Genomic DNA, 18,176 nt, shown 5'->3' on the forward strand with positions numbered 1-18,176 from the left:
AGCGCAGCAAGATCGGCGTGCTTTCGATCCACTTTGAGCAGATGCTCATTGGGTCGCTCGAGGAGACGATGGGACATGCCCAACGGCATCGGTCACCGGCTTGATCCGAAACCAGATGGCGTAAAGCGCGGGCAAAAACACCAAGGTCAGCGCCGTGCCTCCGATCGTGCCCCCAATCAGCGTGAAGGCCAGTGATCCCCAAAAGACCGATGTTGTGAGCGGAATGAACGCCAGCACGGCCGCCAGCGCCGTCAGGATCACCGGCCTCGCGCGCTGCACCGTCGCCTCGACCACGGCATGATAGGGATCGAGCCCGTCCTTTTCATTCTGGTGGATCTGCCCGACCAGGATCAGCGTGTTGCGCATGATGATCCCGGCCAGCCCGATCAGTCCGAGGATCGCGTTGAACCCGAATGGCTGGTGGAACAGCAACAGGGTCGGTACCACGCCCACCAGAGCGAGCGGGGCGGTGAGCAACGTCATCGCCATCGCGGCCATCGAGCGCAGCTGGAAGATGATGACGATCATCATCAGGATAATCATGATCGGGAAGATGGCGGCAAGCGCGGCATTGGCCTTGCCGGCCTCTTCAAGCGCGGCGGCGGTTTCGATCTTGTAACCAGCCGGCAGGGTCTGTTTCACCGTCTCGAGCCCCTTGATCACTTGTAGCGACACGTCGGGCGGCTGCGTGCCCTCGGCAATGTCGCCGCGAACCGTGATCGTCGTATAACGGTCGCGGCGGCGCAGGATCGGATCCTCCATCCGGATTTCCGCTTTGCCGATCTGGTCGAGCGGCACGCGCTGACCCTGCGCGCCGGTCAGTGTGAATGCATTCAGTCTGGCGGGATCAAGCCGGTCTGGCCCTGCGCTGCGGGCAACCACTTCGACCGAGCGGATGTCCTCGCGCACCTGCGTCACCGGCGCGCCAGTCAGCAGGAATTGCAACTGTTCGGAGGCATCGTGCGATGACAGGCCGATTGCGCGCAGACGGTCCTGATCGAGCACGAAATGAACGGTGGGAACACGCTCGCCCCAATCGGTATTGACCTGACGCATGGACGGATTCTTCAGCATCACGCCGCGCACTCGTTCTGCGATCGCGCGGACCGTGCTCGGGTCCGGTCCCATGACGCGGAAGGCGACCGGGAAGGGGGAATAGGGACCAAATACGATCTGCGATGCGCGGATGCGGGCTTCGGGAACCAGCCCTTGCGCAGCCACCTGCCGCACGCGGCGCTTGAGCGCCTCGCGCGTCTTTTCATTGGGGGTGAGGACCACGATTTTCGCAAATGAGGGATCGGGCAGTTCGGGAGAGATGGCGAGATAGAAACGCGGTGCGCCCTGGCCGATATAGGCCGTGACGATCCTGGCCTCGGGCTGCTTCCTCAGCCACGTCTCGATCTTGGCGGTGGCTGCGCCGGTGGCCTCGATACTGCTGCCATGGGGCATCTGAACCTCGACGAACACTTCAGGGCGGTCAGAGATCGGGAAGAATTGCTGCCGCACGAACCCCATCAGGAATACCGAGACGAACAGAAGCGCTACCACGCCGAATACCACCTTCTTCTTGTGCGCGATGGTCCGGCCAAGCAGCGCGCGAAGTTGGCGATAACGCCGCGTATCGTAAATAGCGGCATGACCGCCAACGACCGGCTTGATATCGGGCAACAGCTTCACGCCGAGATAGGGCGTGAAAATCACTGCCACCACCCAGGATGTCAGCAGGGCGAACCCCACCACCCAGAAGATATTGCCCGCATATTCGCCTGCACCCGATTTGGCGAAGCCCACCGGCATGAGCCCGATCGTGGTGACCAGCGTGCCCGCCAGCATCGGTGCTGCAGTATGCCCCCAGGCGTAGGTTGCGGCCGCGATCCGGTCCAACCCTTCCTCCATTTTGACGACCATCGTCTCGATGATGATGATCGCATCATCGACGAGCAGGCCGAGCGACAGGATAAGAGCGCCCAAGGTGATGCGATCGAAATCGCGTCCAGTGGCCAGCATGATGACGAACACGGCCGCCAATGTCAGCGGCACCGCCATGGCGACCACGATACCGGTGCGCCAACCGAGACTGACCAGACTGACCGCGATAACCACTGCCAAAGCCACGAAGAACTTCAGCATGAATTCGCCGTAAGCTTCTTCGATATTCACCGCCTGATCGGTCACCTTGGAGAAGGACAGGCCGAGCGGCATTTGCGCGGTGATCGCAGACGCCTGCTTGGAGAGATCTTCGCCAAGCTGGAGCCCATTATAACGCTCCTTCATCACGACACCCAGGATCAGCGCGGGTTCGCCCTGATTGCGGATGAGGAAGGTGGCGGGATCTTCATAGCCGCGCTTGACGTCGGCAATGTCAGACAGTTTGAGCGTGCGCCCACCCGATATGATCGGGGTATCCCGGATCTTCTGGAGATCGTCGAACGCGCCATCCAGCCGCACCTGAATTTGCGGTCCGTTGGTATCGATCGAGCCTGCGGGCGTGATCAGATTCTGATCGTTGAGCGCGGAGAAGATATCGCGTGCCGAAAGACCCAGATTGGCGAGGCGTGCATAGGAAAATTCGACGAAAATCCGCTCGGGCCGCTCTCCGATGATATTGACCTTCTTCACGCCGGGAACGTGCAGCAGGCGCTGCCGGATGGTTTCGGCCTCCCGCACCAGCAGCCGCTGGGGCTCGCCCTTGGCCTTGAGCGCATAGAGCGCGAAGGTTACGTCGCCATATTCATCGTTGACGAACGGCCCCTGGACACCGCGTGGTAATTTCGGGGCTTCATCATCGAGCTTCTTGCGCGCCTGATAGAATTCTTCCGGCACATCCTTGGGCGGCGTGGCATCCTTCAGTGTGACCGTGGTGAAGGCCAGACCTGGACGGGTAAAGGTCTCGGTCCGGTCATACCATTTCAGCTCCTGCATCCGTTTTTCCAGCGGCTCGGCAACCTGATCCTGCATCTCCTGCGCGGTCGCGCCGGGCCAGCTGGTGATGACGGTCATCGCCTTGACCGTGAAACTTGGGTCTTCGGCGCGTCCCAGATTGAAGAAGGCGAACAGCCCCGCGACCGATATGGCGATGATCAGGAAGAGCGTGACCGGCCGTTCCCTTACCGCGAGCGCGGAAAGGTTGAACCCGCTCACTGCTGGGCACCCATGCCGGGCGTGAGGCGCACGGCCTGGCCTTCGTGAAGCAGATGCGCGCCCAGCGCCACGAAGCGCTCGCCGGTCCGCAGGCCGCCCCTGATCGCCACCGTCTCCTCGCCGATCGCAGCCAGACGGACCGGCCGCCAGGTGACAGTCGGACGCTTGCCGTTGATGACCCACACACCCGGCCCCTTGCCATTGTCATGGATCGCAGCCAGCGGCGCCTGCGCCAAGGACGTCGCGCCCGGTTGGGCCAGCCTGACAGTCACCGTCGCGCCGAGCGGCGCGCTTGCCGCTGCGCCTTCAAGAACATAACGCGCTTCATAGGTGCGCGTCGCCGGATCGGCGGCATCGGACAATTGGCGCAAGCGTGCAGCCCCAGTAATCCCGCTGCCGAACACTGTCGCACTGGCATGGCTGCCAGCCGCGGGGCGGACCGTTTCGGGCAGATCGATCACGGCTTCTCGTGCGCCCGCGCGCGCGAGTTTCACGACCGTCTGGCCCGCCGCGACCACTTGGCCGGGTTCGGCCAGTGTCTCGACGACGATCCCGTCCGCATCGGCAACGAGGATGGAATAGCCCGCCTCGTTGCGGCTCACGCCTGCCTGGGCCTGCGCCGCGCGCAACTGCGCCCGTGCTGCGTCTGCGGCGGCCTTCGCCTGGTCATAGGCCGAAGCCGAGACCGCGCCGGCCGAAACCAGATCGCGAAAGCGCGCCTCATCCGCCGCTGTCTGCAGGGCGTGCGCGCGCGCCGCCTCAACCGCACCCGCCGAAGCGATGATGGCCAGGCCGAGATCGGTGCGGTCGATGCGCATGAGCGGCTGCCCCCGGTGCACCGCCTGGCCAGTATCGACCAGGCGTTCGACGATTTTTCCCGGCACGCGAAAACCGAGATCGCTCTGCACCTTCGCCGAGACGATGCCCGTGAAATCGCGTCCCTGCACGCCGCCGTCGGTGAGCGTCGCGATGCGGACATAAGGCGGGTCGCTGCGCGGGTCGGCCTCCGCGCTGGAGCAGGCGGAAAGCGCGAGGAGCGAGGCGCCCATCAGGGCCGTGGAGATTGTGGCATTGGCTGAAGCCCGACGCGCGGACGTGATTGGGAACATGGGCGTTCTCCCCTGGAGTTGAACCCCGTTTCGCACCGAGTGACTATATTGTCAACTGGTCACTAGTCACAATTTCAGGGTGCCAGACTTCGCAGGACCAGATTGGAGACCGCCGTCTGGCCATCGGGCAGTACGTCGAGATTGAACTGCAACATGGTGGGCTGCATGAACGGTTGCATCACCTGCATGATGCTGCGGCATGTTTCGTCCAAAGGCGTCTTGCGCTCGAATTCGCCGGACTGCCGCCCCTCCAGCAGAATGGCAGTGAGGATCTCTTCCACGCGTGCGAGATAGGATACGGAAGACGACCATTTCTCATCGCTCGATACCGCAGCGATGTCATAAAGCTTGCGATCAGCAAAAAAGAGTTCGGCGCTATTATCCACTATAGTCTTGAAAAAACGCCTGAATTTGTCAGTGGCGCTGGTTCCATCCGCCAGCGACTCCTCGACCGCAGCCAGGATGGCACCGAGGCACGATGCGCAGATCGCCTCGCCGATCGCCTGTTTGGACTCGAAGAATTTATAGATATAGCCTTTGGAAAATCCGATCGCCTTGGCAAGGTCCGATACGGTGGTTTTCGCATAGCCATAAAGGCTGAAATGCTCTTTGGCGGCATCGACAATCTGGTCGCGCTTATACGTCTCAACGGGGCCACGTATGCCGGTGGTGATGTCTGATATGTCGTTCATGCGCCCATGATACCAATGTGGGATGGGATTGACAACCTGTGACCAATATAGATATAAGTCACACTCATTTTTACCATGTCCATTTCAGGAGGATTGTCATGCGCCTGTCCAGCTTCGCTTTGCCCTCCTTGCTCGCGATCGCATTGTCTGCCTGTGCGGCTGGTCCGGATTATGTCCGGCCCGAGATGTCTCAGCCTTCCGCGTTTTTCGGTGCGCAGCAGGCCTTGGAACGAACAGTTCAATCTCCTCAAATAGAGGCTGCGACGTCGCAATGGTGGGCGAGTTTCGGTGATCCGATGTTGTCGAGCCTGGTCGATTCAGCACTGCAGCAGAATTTGGACATTGCGCAGGCCAAGGCGCGAGTCACGCAGGCGCGCGCATCGCTCGGCACAGCGAATGCCGCGCTGTTGCCGTCCGGATCGTTTTCCGCGCAGGCCACAGCGGCTCGTCAGTCGCTTGAAACGCCTGTGGGGCGCATTGCCCAGTCCAGCCCTGGTTTCGATCGCAATGGGGAGGTTTATGAAGGCAATCTGTCTGCGGGGTGGGAGGCTGATGTTTTTGGTGGCCTCAGGCGCGGACAGGAGGTCGCTCTTGCGAATTACCAGGGTTCGCAGGCGGGCGTCGCTGCCGCCCGGCTCACCGTCGCGGCGCAGGCGGCCGACACTTATATCGTCATTCGGGGCCTTCAGGCTCGGATCGGTGTCGCGACCGCTCAGGTGGATACCCAGAAGCGCCTCGTCGAGATCGTTCGACTTCAATATGCCAAGGGGGTGGCGGCGGAGCTGGAACTGAGACAGGCCGAGGGCGCGCTGTCGCAGGTCGAAGCAAGCGTGCCAACGTTGGAGGACGGGCTCAACGCTGCCATGAACGCTCTCGATGTCTTGCTGGGCGTCCAGCCCGGTGCACATAGAAATATGCTGTCGGTCTCGGCTTCCATTCCCCATGCGCCGGTACTCACGGATATCGGGTCGCCAGCGGATTTGCTACGCCGCCGCCCTGATCTGATGATCGCAGAAAGCCGGTTGATCGCGTCCAATGCGCGGATCGGTCTCGCCATGGCTGAATATTTCCCGAAGTTCTCGCTTGGCGGGTTGTTCGGCACGGCAACCACAAGCGCCGGCAATCTCCTGTCCGGCGGCGCGTCTCAGGCACAGGGCTTTCTCGGCTTGCGCTGGCGGCTATTTGACTTTGGACGCATCGATGCGGAAATCGCGTCGGCCAAGGGTGGCCATGCCGAAGCTCTGGCAGCCTACCGCCAGGCCATCCTGCGCGCATCCGAAGATGTCGAAAACGCCCTGTCGGCGCTAGTCAAGCGTGAAGCACAGGAGGCGACGCTCGGGAAGGGCGAACTGGCCTTTGAGCGTGCCCAATCCGCATCTCTTGCCGCCTATAAGGGCGGCGCAGTTAGCCTGATCGAAGTGTTGGACGCAGACCGCCGCCTTTTGGACACGCGCGATGCGCGCGCGCAGGCAAAGACTGAAACGGCGCGGGCGGCGGTCGCGTCTTTCCGGGCCATAGGCGGTGGGTGGACCGGCTAGCGGTTACGCCACCTTTACAGCGACTGGCTGGCGCTTCGTTAGCGCCTCTCTTCGGGGCCTTCAGCCGTGAAAATCGAATTCCCGAATGCGAACCGTCTCTGGCAAAATCCTGTCCCGGTTCGAAGGTATGCAAGGACAGCGATCGGGCGAAGCTAACCCTTGGTTGCGAAAACGCCGTATCGCTCTCGCCATGCCGCCACCTCATCTCTCAAATGTGGCGGTGCAGCGCCTCCCGATATGACGAGACTGGCAACGCAATCCTCCGGGTGCATCAACATTTTCTTGGTTCCGTCGCTGAACCACACGGGCACCAGCCGATCGCACAGGACGTCGAGAATGGATGATGCCATACCATTTTCGATCGCCTTGCTACCAGGGTGCATGCGGACCATGATCGAGACGCCTTCGAAGCAGTTGCTCGGGTCGCGCACAAAATCGAGCGAAACCAAAATGCCGGACCGGTCCGGACGGGCGTCATCGGGCATTCCCGCAATCCTCCGCCAGGCACAAAACCATGTCCGGCAGATGTGCGGACGCGCGGCGTGAATATTGCAGCCGTGCAAGGCGAGATGAACGCAGGGCCGTCCAGCCGGTTTTTCGAACTCGGGCGTATCCACTGTGAGAACGGTGCAGCACATCGTGCACGCGCCGCAATCGCGATCGCCAAGGACCGGCCCCAGCAGATCAGTTTCCAGGGATTTCTCTGTGGGCATCCAAGCCCGGTGCCTCCGCGTCCCCGAGAATACAAGAGGCACAAGCAAATGATGGCCGCGTCCGCTATCCCATCCGAGGTCGAGACCGCTTCGGACGCCCACCTTTGATAGCCTGTCCCAGGAGCCACGGTCTGCTTTTGAAAGCTGAAACTCAAGGTCGACCGCCTTTTACTGATGGCCCCCCGTGGAATCAGCGCCCCTCTCCAGCCACCGCTTCGGATCGATAAATGAGCGACTAGCCGTGATGCCGGCCTACCTTGCCTGCCGTCCCGACCTCGGCGTTCCCAGTTTCGCGCCATATCCAGCCGTCTGGCATGGTCTCCTCATCAGAAGGAGGCCTGAGATAACGTATGCATTGCCACACCGCAAAAAGGGAAATTTGTCCCAGGAGAGCAATCCGCACGGCGCTGGTGCTCTCAAACCGCCGCAACGCGACGAAATTATGCGCGCGCCGGAGGATGGCGCGCGCATAAACCTGCTCTCGAGAGTTCTCTTATTGGTTCGACCTCGCCTCGCGGCCCGCTGCCCGGGCTTTGGGAGCCTGCGCGTCACCTGCCGGTTCGGTGGCAGCGGCCTTTTCCTGCTGCTTGGCTTGCTCCTTCACATCCGCTTTGCCCATGCCCGAGACGAGCGCATTGCCGGTGCCGGAGAAGTTCGCGGCGGGAAGGGATGCGGTGCGATCGCCGACGCTCATCAGCACTTGCTGAACGACGCCGTTTCCGCTGGTGCGCACATCCTGCACGGTGCCGATCACCCGACCCCGACCATCCAGCACGGCCATGCCGGGTTGAACCGCAAACATGCCCACGCCGTTTGCGGCACCCGATCCGGCCAGCGCTAATTGGCCGAGGTCACCTTGCGCCGAGCCAGCGCCAGTCGCGCTGCCAGACACAGCACCGGATACAGCACCCGCCGAACCCGCGGCACGGGAGACGGCATTTCTGCCGCCGCTCACGGTGTCGCGGGCCTTGTCTGCGGCCTGGCCTGCCGTGCCACGTGCCGCTCCGACCGTCTGTGCGGCCGTATCGCGTACGAAATCGGTGCCCACCGCTTGGGCCGCGACACTGCTTCCAGCCGAACCCGAGGCGCTGCCATTGGTAGAGCCAGAGAGGGTGTTACCGATAATATTGGCGTCTCCGCCAGCATTGCCGTTGGCACTGCGGCTGGCCCGCGTGTCCACCCTGGCCGTTCCAGTGCGGCGATCGACGCTGCGCTCGATCCGGGTTTCGCCCATAGTACTGCCCATGCCGCCGAGTGAGCCGGTGACGCCACCGAGCGTGCCGCCCAGATTGCCGCCAAGACCGCCGCCGCCGCCCAGAAGCTGTGCAGAGGCAGGGACCGCAAGGGCCATGACGCTGAGGATGCTCGTGCCTGTCAGAAAAATCTTCATTTCAAATCTCCCAGATGAACCGCTCGTGGGAGACAACGGAGGCCACTCTGGATTTAATCCCGGCTCTCGCAAAAAAGTGTCAGCGCGTGGCGCATGGGCCGCAGATCAGGCCGCGGCCAAACATCTTGTCTTGGCCCTTGGCGCCGAGATCCTGCGCTTCGGCATCGAGCGCTTTGATCGCCGTGTTGCGGCGCGCGGGAGCCTGCAGTGGATAATGCTGGGCCAGACGGGCAGCAACGAGAGGAACGGCATAAGAGGTGCCTCTCACGCGCGCAGTTTTGCCGCTTAAGGCAGCGACCAGCATATCGGCCCCGGGCGCGGCATAATCGAGATGTGCGGCGCGTCCGGCCTCAGGCAAGGCGCGGCCGCGCCCGTCGATGCCGGTGACGGCGATCACCCCCTGGTAGGATGCAGGATAGACCGGCGGGGCAGCAGGACCGTCATTGCCGACCGCAGCGACGATGATCAGCCCTTTGGCCTGCGCGCTGGCCACGGTCTTGCCAAGCAGCGGATTGGCCGGACCCACAAGGCTGATCGTGGCGATCGGGACGCCGCGCTGGACGAACCAGCCCAGAGCCCGCGCGATGGCCGTCGCATTGCCGCCCGCAACATCATTGCCATAGACGTCGGCCGCCAACAGGGATTTGCCCTGCGCAGCCCCGCGCACCGCCCCCGATCCGATCAATAGCGAAGCGATCGCCGTACCATGCGCACTCGCCGATGGCGCGCCACGGGCAAAGCCCTTGGCCTCGATGGCACCCCTGATCGCCGGATGCGCGGCGACGCCGCCGTCGATCATGCCAATCGCGGGCCTCGCGACCGGACGGCTGCTGGCCGTCTGTACACCGGCCGCAATTACGGTCAGCGCGAGGCCACTTGGCCAATAAAGCGTGTCAGCGCTGATATCCGCTCCCGGCATCTGCTTGCGCAGCGCTTTGATCGCATTACCAAGGGATTGCCCGTTGGGCACCGCGAGCCGCACCAATTCTATGTCGACACCTTCGATCGTTTCGCGCCCGATCGCCGCAAAGCCGGCCCGCGCGGCGTTCGCGACATCGGCCTCACTGGGATCGGTCAGGATCAATACGCCACTCACTGCCGGATTGCGCCGGTCATCAAATTCCACAATTCCGCGATTGGCACGGACCAGCGATTCCAGCCGGTCCATCCTGACATCCGTCAGCCGCCGGCTCACATCTCCGCCGGGCAGGCGGTCGAGATCAGGCAGGGGCAGCCGGTCCAGCGCAGTGCCGATCACCCCACCGGGCGCGACGATCTGTGCCGCCAGCATTGTGGGAACGGCCGTCAGCACGAGCGGCAGTGCGAATCTTGCCCACCGGAGCGGCTTCTTCTTGGTCACACGCATCGTCTCTGTCCAGTTTCACTAAAATGTTTGTGCCTTTTGAAGATATGACGGATTAAACGGCTGGGATCATCCGTTTAATCCTCAATGATCAAAGACTGGACCCCGGCCTGATGGCGTTTGAACGCGATTTGCTGGCCTTGTTGCCGAGGCTTCGGCGTTTTGCTTTGAGCTTGTCGCGCGACGCCGCGGACGGCGATGATCTGTGCCAGGCATCGATCGAGCGCGCGCTGCGATCGAAGGATCAGTGGCAGGTCGGAACGAGATTGGATAGCTGGATGTACCGGATCATGCGCAACCTCTGGATCGACGAAGTCCGCGCCCGCACGCGCCGGGGGCAAACATTCGTCACCGAGGAGGCCGGACTGAGCGTGGGCGATGACGGCGACAAACGCACGGAGATGGCGGCGGAGATCGGCAATGTCGGCCGTGCCATGGAGAAGCTACCCGATGAGCAACGTGAGGTGATCGCGCTCGTTCTGGTCGAAGGCTTTGCCTATAAGGAGGCGGCTGAAATTCTGAACATTCCGATCGGTACACTGACATCGCGGCTGTGCCGCGGGCGGGATGCGCTGATGGCCCATCTGGGAGAGGCTGCATGACGATCGACCCTGAAATGCTGATGGCCTTTGCGGATCACGAACTCGATCCTCTCAGCGCAAATCGCGTCGAAAAGCTGATTGCGGCGGACCCGGCGCTGGCCGCGCAGGTGGCGGCGCACCGTTCCCTGCGAACAAGATTAGAGGGCCATTTCGCGCCGGTGATCGCAGCACCGGTGCCCGACAGGTTGACGGATTTGCTGGATCTTCAGGTCGTACCCTTGGAAGCCGTGTCGAAAGCGCCGGTCTTTTTACCGGCTCGGAGCCTTGTCGCGATGGCAGCCGCTCTCGTGATCGGTCTCATGCTGGGTCAGGTGATTGATCTGGGTACCCCCGCGCTGGTCGGAAGCCGGCAGGGCGAACTGGTCGCGCAGGGAGATTTGGCCAGATCCCTGAACACGCAGCTTGCATCCGCCCAGCCTGCCAGTGCCGCGACGCGCATCGGTCTGACATTTTGGGACCGGTCCGGCCAAATCTGCCGCACGTTCGAAGGCACATCTCTCTCAGGCATAGCGTGTCGTGTCAGTGGTAATTGGCAGCTCAAGCGCGTGATTGCGGGGGAGAAAAAGGCGGGCGAGGGTTATCGTCAGGCCAGTAGTGGCGAATTGATGGACGCCGCCCAAGCCATGATGGCTGATGATCCGTTGGACGCCGCAGGGGAGCGGATGGTCAGAAACAGCGGCTGGCAATGATCGCAAGACGACGACAGCAGATATAGATCAATGGTTGAGAACCATTGGCCAGATATTCGATCCTGGGTGCAGTCCGCGTCTATTGCTGTCGTGCCTGTCTCATCACGATCCGTTCGTTCGGGAGCAGACAGAAAAACTTCAAGACACAACATTTAGCGAGCGGCCATGAAATATGCCGCGGACTGGCACACCGAGCGGACGCAGATCTCAGCCCGTAGAGCTGTCACCATGTCCATCATATCGCCCACCTAATGGCTGCCACGAGATCCCAAATGTCGCTGGGCGTAAATCGCCCATATTGTCGTCAAAAGGATCACTGCAGGAACGCCCGCGCCGTCATGCCATTGCCCGAGGAAAAAAGCCGACGCTGCGATTGTAAACGCGACCACCAAGAAAAACCAAACCGGCGGACGCTGTGTCATAATTGCCATCCTCTGAGCGGATCTGCAAAAACATAGCCCAAAACCAGGTTTCTGCAACAATCGTATTTAACCTTTCATTCAAAACGCCAGGCGCGTTCGCCAGCAGCTGGGATGCAAATGGATCGGCCGGCCAGGCCCGCCTTTGACCACAGGGCTACAAACCGGACGCATGAATGCACCGCAAACGGCAAGATCGGCTTAGCGACAGGTGAAACAGAAAAGCGCGAACTTGGTACATCCATTTGTGTTTTCACGCTCAAACTGATGAGAGTTCGAAAATGCACTTTTTTTCGAGGAAAGTTGAAGTTTGTTCAAACGTTGCGCCATCGGTGGTTCAATGTCGGTGACCGGAAAAATAGGCAGGGAGGCAGTGCGAATGACGGTTGATCGCTACGGAGAGGGGAGAGAGACCTTCGGGCGTGGCTGCTCAGCCAGCGCGATACTCGCTCGCGAGCAGCGGGATCGAATTCTGATAATCCCATGACACTTCTCCTACGACCATGATGGCCGCAGAAGGAACGCACCAAAAGAAGGCTGATTAATGTGGGACGTTCGTCGAGCCTTTAGAAGCACCTAACAGCGGACGGAGATTTAACTCAGATAAACGGCGCGACTTCCGTTCTGAATCTTTTCATAACGGAAGGGGGGATGCCAGCCACTGCGACCGCACTCGGGACACGAATGGCCGAATCCCGCCCGAGTTGCGTGCTGTTTCGGAACAAAAAGGACGAAAAAACAAAGATTAACAAAGTTTTGAATTGCGGCGAATCTGCTTGAGCTGGGCCTGAGACAGGAGTCGCAGGCGTGTTCGAGAGACAGTGCGACAGTTCAGGAGTTCTGCCATGAAAACACTACGTTCAATCGTTACGATAGCTTGTGCGACAACGATATTATTGGTGGGAGCTCCTGCCACCGCGGCCATCAAGCTCGTGGATGCCAGTTGCTCATTGGCCACTGGATGTGAGTTCGATGGCAATATTGCCCCTAATACCGTGCTTGAGACCCAGATTGCTTATAATGATGCGAAAAGCCCCGACATCGTTTTGAACTACCTGGGGAAAAGCGATTCTGGCTTTGGTGCCGTTACCGGTGGATCAATCGGTTCGGGAGAATGGACAGCGAGCGGCTTTGTCATTGATTATATCGCCGTGAAATCCGGAAACCAGTTTATGCTTTATTCTGCCGCAGGCGATAACGGTTTTTATACCACGGACGGCCTGCAGAACGGCAAGAATAAAGGTTTGCCGGCACTTTCTCACATCGCGTTCTTCGGTCGTGCGGGCGCAGTGCCGGAGCCGGCTACTTGGGCCATGATGCTCGTCGGCTTTGGTGCCGTCGGGGGCGCGATGCGCTCCAAAAGCCGCAAGCGGGCGCCATCCTTCGTCTAAAGAACCATATCGTGCGAGAATATGAAGCCGCCGGTTCCCTCCGGCGGCTTCTTTGTGTGCACGAGCCTTGCTGAGTTCGGTCGGCGAGTTAGCTGGCGGGGATAGGGGTGACGGTTCAGCACCTTTGCTCGGCGGGAAACCAGACTCAAAAATCGGTTTATCCGCTCTCCAAAATTGACGAGCGCGACCTCCGCATTATGCGCAAGCTGCAATTGCGTGTCAGTTCTTGGTCGCGTCGTTCGGCGCCTCAGCCGTGCTGATCATGCTCACCGAACTTACATTGATGTCGCAATATTGCGGATTGGCCGTCTGCCCGAGCCAGCCCGTCTAGGCTATTCGCTTTGCTTTTTCAGCCGTCTCCGCCAGCATCGTTTCATATTCGTCGGCCCCGTAAATTTCCTTCGTGGCATCACGCAGTTTCTTATTGTCATCCTTCCACCCTAGCGTTTTGGCGAACGAGGCGTCGGTACCGAGCGCCGTAAAAGCGAGTCAGCAGGAATCGATCGCGAGCGCGCAATTGAGCCTTGCGGCCGACGCTCAGGGCCAAGGGGCGATGTCCTGCGATTCGATCCCACAAATAACCCGCAGGTTGCCCGACCATCGGTCATGCTCCATTCCCTTCTAGAGGAAAATTTGTACTGCGGCGGCAAGCCAAACCCAAGGCCATTAGTCGCGTTGAAGCCGCTTACCATTATCGGAATTGTCTGAGAGTCATAAGATCTCCTGGGTGGCTGGCTGGAGCTGGGGATTGCTGGGAGGGGCAGGCGCTCGCCCGTGTGCGAGACGGTAGAGCGCAGGCAGGATCAGCAAGGTCAGCAGGGTCGAGGAGATGACCCCGCCGATTACCACCGTTGCCAACGGCCGTTGCACTTCCGCGCCCGCGCCGACATTGAACGCCATCGGCACGAAGCCCAGGCTGGCGACGAGCGCCGTCATCAGTACCGGCCGCAATCGCGTCAACGCGCCTTCTCGTATCGCATCATCCAGCGGCCTGCCCTCCGCACTGAGTGTGCGAATGAAGCTTAGCATGACCACGCCGTTCAGCACTGCGACGCCCGAAAGAGCGATGAACCCGATCCCGGCGGAGATCGACAGCGGCAGGCCACGAAGCAACAAAGCTGCGACGCCGCCTGTCAATGCGAGCGGCACGCCAGAGAAGACGATCGCAGCATCTTTTGCCGAACGGAACAGCCAGTAGAGGAGGCCGAAGATCATCAGCATTGCGGCGGGCACAACCAGCTGAAACCGCTTGGCGGCCGAGATCAGCTGCTCGAATGTCCCGCCATAGCTGATCCAATAGCCAGGCGGCACTTCGACCTCGGCATCGACCTTCTGACGCAACTCCTCGATAAACGAGCCCAGATCGCGACCGCGGACATTGGCGGTCACGACGACGCGCCTCTTGCCGTCCTCGCGGCTGATCTGATTGGGGCCGATCACGACCTCGACCCTGGCGACGTCCTGTATGGGCACAAAACCACGCGGCCCATCATCGGTTGCTGCCAGCGGTACGCGCAGGCGGCCGATCTCCTCGACCTTTTCGCGAATATCTTCTGGCAGCCTTACGACCACGGGAAAGCGCCGGTCGCCCTCGAACATCTGGCCAGCCTCCTTGCCACCGATCGATATCGCAACGACATCCTGGATATCGCCAATGTTGAGGCCGAGCCGCGCAAGGGCGGCTCGATCGGGGGTGATCTGGAGCACGGGGAGACCGGTCACCTGTTCGACACCGACATCGACAGCGCCATCGACGCCGCTGACAATTTTTTCGATCGCCTGCCCGACGCCGAGCAACAAATCGAGATCATCGCCGAACACCTTGATGGCTACATCTGCGCGGACGCCCGACAAAAGTTCGTTGAACCGCATCTGGATGGGCTGGGTGAATTCGTAGTTATTGCCCGGAATCGTCAGGGCTGCGGCATGCATCTGCCGCACCAGCTCGGCGCGGGGTTTGCGCGGATCGGGCCAGTCCTTGCGATCCTTCAGCATGATGAAGGTATCCGCGACCGATGGTGGCATGGGATCAGTGGCGACCTCCGCGGTTCCGATTTTCGAGGCGATCCGCTCCACCTCTGGAAACTGCTTCATACGGGCTTCCAGTATGCGCTGCATCTGGATTGCCTGGCTGAGACTTGTGCCGGGAATGCGGAGCGCGTGCATTGCGATATCACCTTCGTCGAGATTGGGGACGAACTCGGACCCCATCCGCGTGGCTGCAAATCCTGCCAGGGCGATGATCGCGACGGCACCGACGACGAACGCGACGCGCAGGCGCAACGCTGTTGCAAGTGCAGGCTCATAAGCGCGCCTTGCCCAGCTCATCGGCCGGCTTTCCTTCTCCTCGACCTTGCCGTTGACAAACAATGCGATCGCTGCGGGCACGAAAGTGAGCGAGAGGATCAGGGCTGCCGTCAGCGCCATGACGACCGTGATTGCCATCGGGTGGAACATCTTCCCCTCGACGCCCGTCAGCGCAAAGATCGGGACATAGACGAGTGCGATGATCATCACCCCGAACAGCGAAGGGCGAATAACCTCCGAGGTGGCCGAGGCCGCCAGCGAGAAACGCTCCTCCCGGTCGAGCAACCGGCCATAGCGGTGCTGCGCCTCTCCAAAGCGGCGAAGACAATTTTCGACAATGATCGCGGCGCCATCGACGATGAGCCCGAAATCGAGCGCGCCCAGGCTCATGAGATTGCCCGAGACACCCGCCTGGACCATGCCGGTGATTGTCATCAGCATCGTGATCGGAATGACCGCAGCCGTGATCAGGGCCGCTCGGACGTTCCCGAGCAGCAGGAACAGCACGACGATGACCAGCAATGCGCCTTCGAGCAGGTTCTTCTCGACTGTCCAGATCGCACGTTCGACTAGATCGGTCCGGTCGTAGATCGCAACGGCCCGGACACCCGTCGGCAGCGCGCGCGCCGCCACTTCGAGCCGCTCTGCCGCCGCACGTGCAACGATGCGGCTATTCTCGCCGGCAAGCATGAAGACGGTGCCGAGCACCACCTCCTGACCGTTTTCCGTCGCGGCACCAGTGCGGAGCTCTTCTCCCATGCCGACATCGGCGATATCGGCAACGCGGATCGGTACACCGCCCCGATTGGTGACGATGATGGACTTCAGATCGTCGATCCCAGCAGCCTGGCCGGGCACGCGGACCAGATATTGCTCACCATAGCGTTCGACATAGCCTGCACCGACATTGGCGTTGTTGCGGTCCAGCGCAGCCACGACATCGTTGAGGGTGAGCCCATAGGCAGACAGCCGCTCGGGCAGCGGCGTCACATGATATTGCCGCTCGAACCCTCCGATCGAATTTACTTCGGTGACGCCGGGCGTGTTGCGCAGTTGCGGGCGGATCACCCAATCCTGCAAGGTGCGCAGATCTTCAGGGCTGTAGGCGCCGCCATCGGGCTTGCGCGCGCCCGGTTTCGCTTCAAGCGTGTACATGAAGATTTCGCCGAGGCCGGTCGCGATCGGTCCCATCTCGGGCTCAACGCCCGCCGGTAATTGCGACCGCGCCGTCTGCAGCCTTTCATTGACGAGCTGTCGCGCGAAATAGATGTCGGTCCCGTCGGCAAACACCGCGGTGACCTGGGAGAGGCCATAACGCGAGACCGAGCGGGTATATTGCAATCCTGGCAGGCCTGCGATCGCGGTCTCCACCGGGAATGTGACCCGCTGTTCTGCCTCAAGTGGCGAGAAACCGGCCGCCTCGCTGTTGATCTGAACCTGGACATTGGTGATGTCGGGCGTTGCGTCGATCGGGAGCCGCTGAAAGCTCCAGATGCCGATCGCGCACAACAATGCGATGGTAGCAAGTATGGCCCAGCGGAGCCGTATCGCGCCGGCGACGACGCGTTCGAGCAGCGCGGGCCGCCCGATTGTCATTCCATCCTCAATGGTCATGGCTGGCCCCCGACTTGTCGATGTCGGCCCGGATCAGGAAAGCGCCATCGGTCACATATTCGGTGCCGGGTTCCAGTCCGCCCAGGACCTCGGTCCATTCGGGCGTGCGCCGCCCGATCGTGAGCATCCGGACCTCATAAGTATTGCCGACCTTGGCGTAGACCACCTCGAAATCACGGAAGCGCTGAATCGCTTTGGTGCGCACCGCCAGCGGGACCTGCGCCTCTGCCACAGCGAATGAGCCCTCAAGGCCCATTCCGGGGCGGAAGTTCTGCGCTGCGGATGCCGGCAAATGGACATGCGCCATCAACGTCTGGCTGGCGAGATCGGCGGTTGGTAAGATCGCCTCGACATCGCCCGTCAGTCGCGCTTCGCCCGAAAGGCTGCGCAGCATCACTTTCTGCCCGACCCGGATCCGTTCTGCATCGCGCGGATAGACGAAGAATTCGGCATGAAGCTTGGTCGGGTCGGCGATCACGAACAACGCGCGATCGCCGGTCACGTCGCCGATATTGGCGTTTTTCTCGACAATGATGCCGCTGATTGGTGCCGGCACTGCATAGGTTTGCAGCGAGTGGCTGGATTCGACACGCAGCAGCGTCTGCCCCTTGCGCACGACCTGGCCGAGCTGACCTGTCATCCACATGATCTGTCCAGGCAACCTTGCGCGAACATCCGCCTTGCCCTCCGGGGTAATCTCCACCCGACCTGAAATGTCGACAAGCTCGGCAACTGATGCTGCGCCTGCGCGCTCGGATTTGACGCCGCCCGTCCGTGCCGCATCGGCGTTTATGGTGGTCCGCCCTTCATAAGAGGAATACGCCCAATTGTGCGTACGACCGCCCTCGACCGCACGAACCTTCACGTCGAACGAATGCGGTTCCTTGACCACCCCGCCGCCGCGCAGGAAGTCCTCCTGGGGCGTGAAGGCAAACCGATCGACCTTGCCGCCGAGCCGGGTAAGCTCGACGACAAGCTGCACCTCGGACGGCGCGACCGGGTTGTGGCCGCGATAGGCATAGATGTGGAACTCGGGGTCCACTCCGTCTTCGAAGATGGTCACTTCGACCGCGAAATCGCCGTCGCGCAACATGCGTCCATGATGCGGTCCGCGCTCATATTCGGTGGCCACAGATGAGGCTTGTTCCTCACTCTGGTTGGTCGTTGGGGCTCCACCGCACGCGGCAAGCAAGGTGCAAGCGAGCATA

The 18,176-nt window shown here is 61.2% G+C and carries 11 protein-coding genes and 1 pseudogene; 4 read left to right on the forward strand and 8 right to left on the reverse strand.

Translation table 11 applies throughout. The features are described from left to right. Positions 1–45: 45 nt before the first annotated feature. From FHS49_RS04625 to FHS49_RS04635, 3 genes are all read right to left on the reverse strand, one after another. Positions 46–3,141 (reverse strand): efflux RND transporter permease subunit, encoded by a 3,096-nt coding sequence (locus FHS49_RS04625; RefSeq protein WP_184015677.1) that lies wholly within the window; start codon positions 3,139–3,141, stop codon positions 46–48. Then, positions 3,138–4,190: an efflux RND transporter periplasmic adaptor subunit gene (locus tag FHS49_RS04630; RefSeq protein ID WP_221240365.1), complete on the reverse strand. Its 1,053-nt coding sequence runs from the start codon at positions 4,188–4,190 to the stop codon at positions 3,138–3,140. Before FHS49_RS04630 ends, FHS49_RS04625 begins: the two co-directional genes overlap by 4 nt. Positions 4,191–4,324: 134 nt before the next feature. Further along, positions 4,325–4,942, reverse strand: coding sequence for a TetR/AcrR family transcriptional regulator (locus tag FHS49_RS04635; RefSeq protein ID WP_184015681.1), 618 nt, complete (start codon positions 4,940–4,942; stop codon positions 4,325–4,327). 98 nt (positions 4,943–5,040) lie between these two features. Here FHS49_RS04635 and FHS49_RS04640 point away from each other — a divergent pair, with 98 nt between their 5' ends. Next, entirely contained in the window at positions 5,041–6,480 is a 1,440-nt protein-coding gene (locus FHS49_RS04640) for an efflux transporter outer membrane subunit (protein WP_184015683.1), read from the forward strand. Between the two features lie 152 nt (positions 6,481–6,632). Here the strand turns inward: FHS49_RS04640 and FHS49_RS04645 are convergent, their stop codons facing one another. The 3 genes from FHS49_RS04645 to FHS49_RS04655 form a co-directional block, all read right to left on the reverse strand. After that, the gene (locus FHS49_RS04645) at positions 6,633–7,193 is read right to left on the reverse strand and encodes a YkgJ family cysteine cluster protein (protein ID WP_184015685.1); all 561 of its coding nucleotides are present in this window, start codon (positions 7,191–7,193) and stop codon (positions 6,633–6,635) included. A 493-nt stretch (positions 7,194–7,686) separates the two neighbouring features. Next, the gene (locus tag FHS49_RS04650; RefSeq protein ID WP_184015687.1) at positions 7,687–8,583 is read right to left on the reverse strand and encodes a hypothetical protein; all 897 of its coding nucleotides are present in this window, start codon (positions 8,581–8,583) and stop codon (positions 7,687–7,689) included. A gap of 79 nt (positions 8,584–8,662) precedes the next feature. Then, positions 8,663–9,949 carry a S8 family serine peptidase gene (locus tag FHS49_RS04655; RefSeq protein WP_184015689.1) on the reverse strand — a complete coding sequence of 429 codons (1,287 nt, stop codon included), beginning with the start codon at positions 9,947–9,949 and terminating at the stop codon, positions 8,663–8,665. A gap of 110 nt (positions 9,950–10,059) precedes the next feature. Here FHS49_RS04655 and FHS49_RS04660 point away from each other — a divergent pair, with 110 nt between their 5' ends. The 3 genes and pseudogenes from FHS49_RS04660 to FHS49_RS19995 all read left to right on the forward strand — a co-directional run. Next, positions 10,060–10,548 carry an RNA polymerase sigma factor gene (locus FHS49_RS04660; RefSeq protein WP_184015691.1) on the forward strand — a complete coding sequence of 163 codons (489 nt, stop codon included), beginning with the start codon at positions 10,060–10,062 and terminating at the stop codon, positions 10,546–10,548. After that, the gene (locus tag FHS49_RS04665) at positions 10,545–11,237 is read left to right on the forward strand and encodes an anti-sigma factor family protein (protein WP_184015693.1); all 693 of its coding nucleotides are present in this window, start codon (positions 10,545–10,547) and stop codon (positions 11,235–11,237) included. Before FHS49_RS04660 ends, FHS49_RS04665 begins: the two co-directional genes overlap by 4 nt. A gap of 1,699 nt (positions 11,238–12,936) precedes the next feature. Continuing rightward, positions 12,937–13,047 (forward strand): annotated as a pseudogene (locus tag FHS49_RS19995) (PEPxxWA-CTERM sorting domain-containing protein); the annotation flags it as partial. Between the two features lie 711 nt (positions 13,048–13,758). On the opposite strand, the gene FHS49_RS04675 reads toward FHS49_RS19995, so the two are convergent. Both FHS49_RS04675 and FHS49_RS04680 read right to left on the reverse strand, forming a co-directional pair. Continuing rightward, complete coding sequence (locus tag FHS49_RS04675; RefSeq protein ID WP_281397028.1) at positions 13,759–16,968, reverse strand: CusA/CzcA family heavy metal efflux RND transporter; 3,210 nt, start codon at positions 16,966–16,968, stop codon at positions 13,759–13,761. Continuing rightward, positions 16,958–18,100 carry an efflux RND transporter periplasmic adaptor subunit gene (locus tag FHS49_RS04680; RefSeq protein ID WP_425502664.1) on the reverse strand — a complete coding sequence of 381 codons (1,143 nt, stop codon included), beginning with the start codon at positions 18,098–18,100 and terminating at the stop codon, positions 16,958–16,960. Before FHS49_RS04680 ends, FHS49_RS04675 begins: the two co-directional genes overlap by 11 nt. Positions 18,101–18,176: the final 76 nt, after the last annotated feature.

This window comes from Sphingobium boeckii, assembly GCF_014199215.1.
GTDB classification, from domain to species: Bacteria; Pseudomonadota; Alphaproteobacteria; order Sphingomonadales; family Sphingomonadaceae; genus Sphingobium_A; species Sphingobium_A boeckii.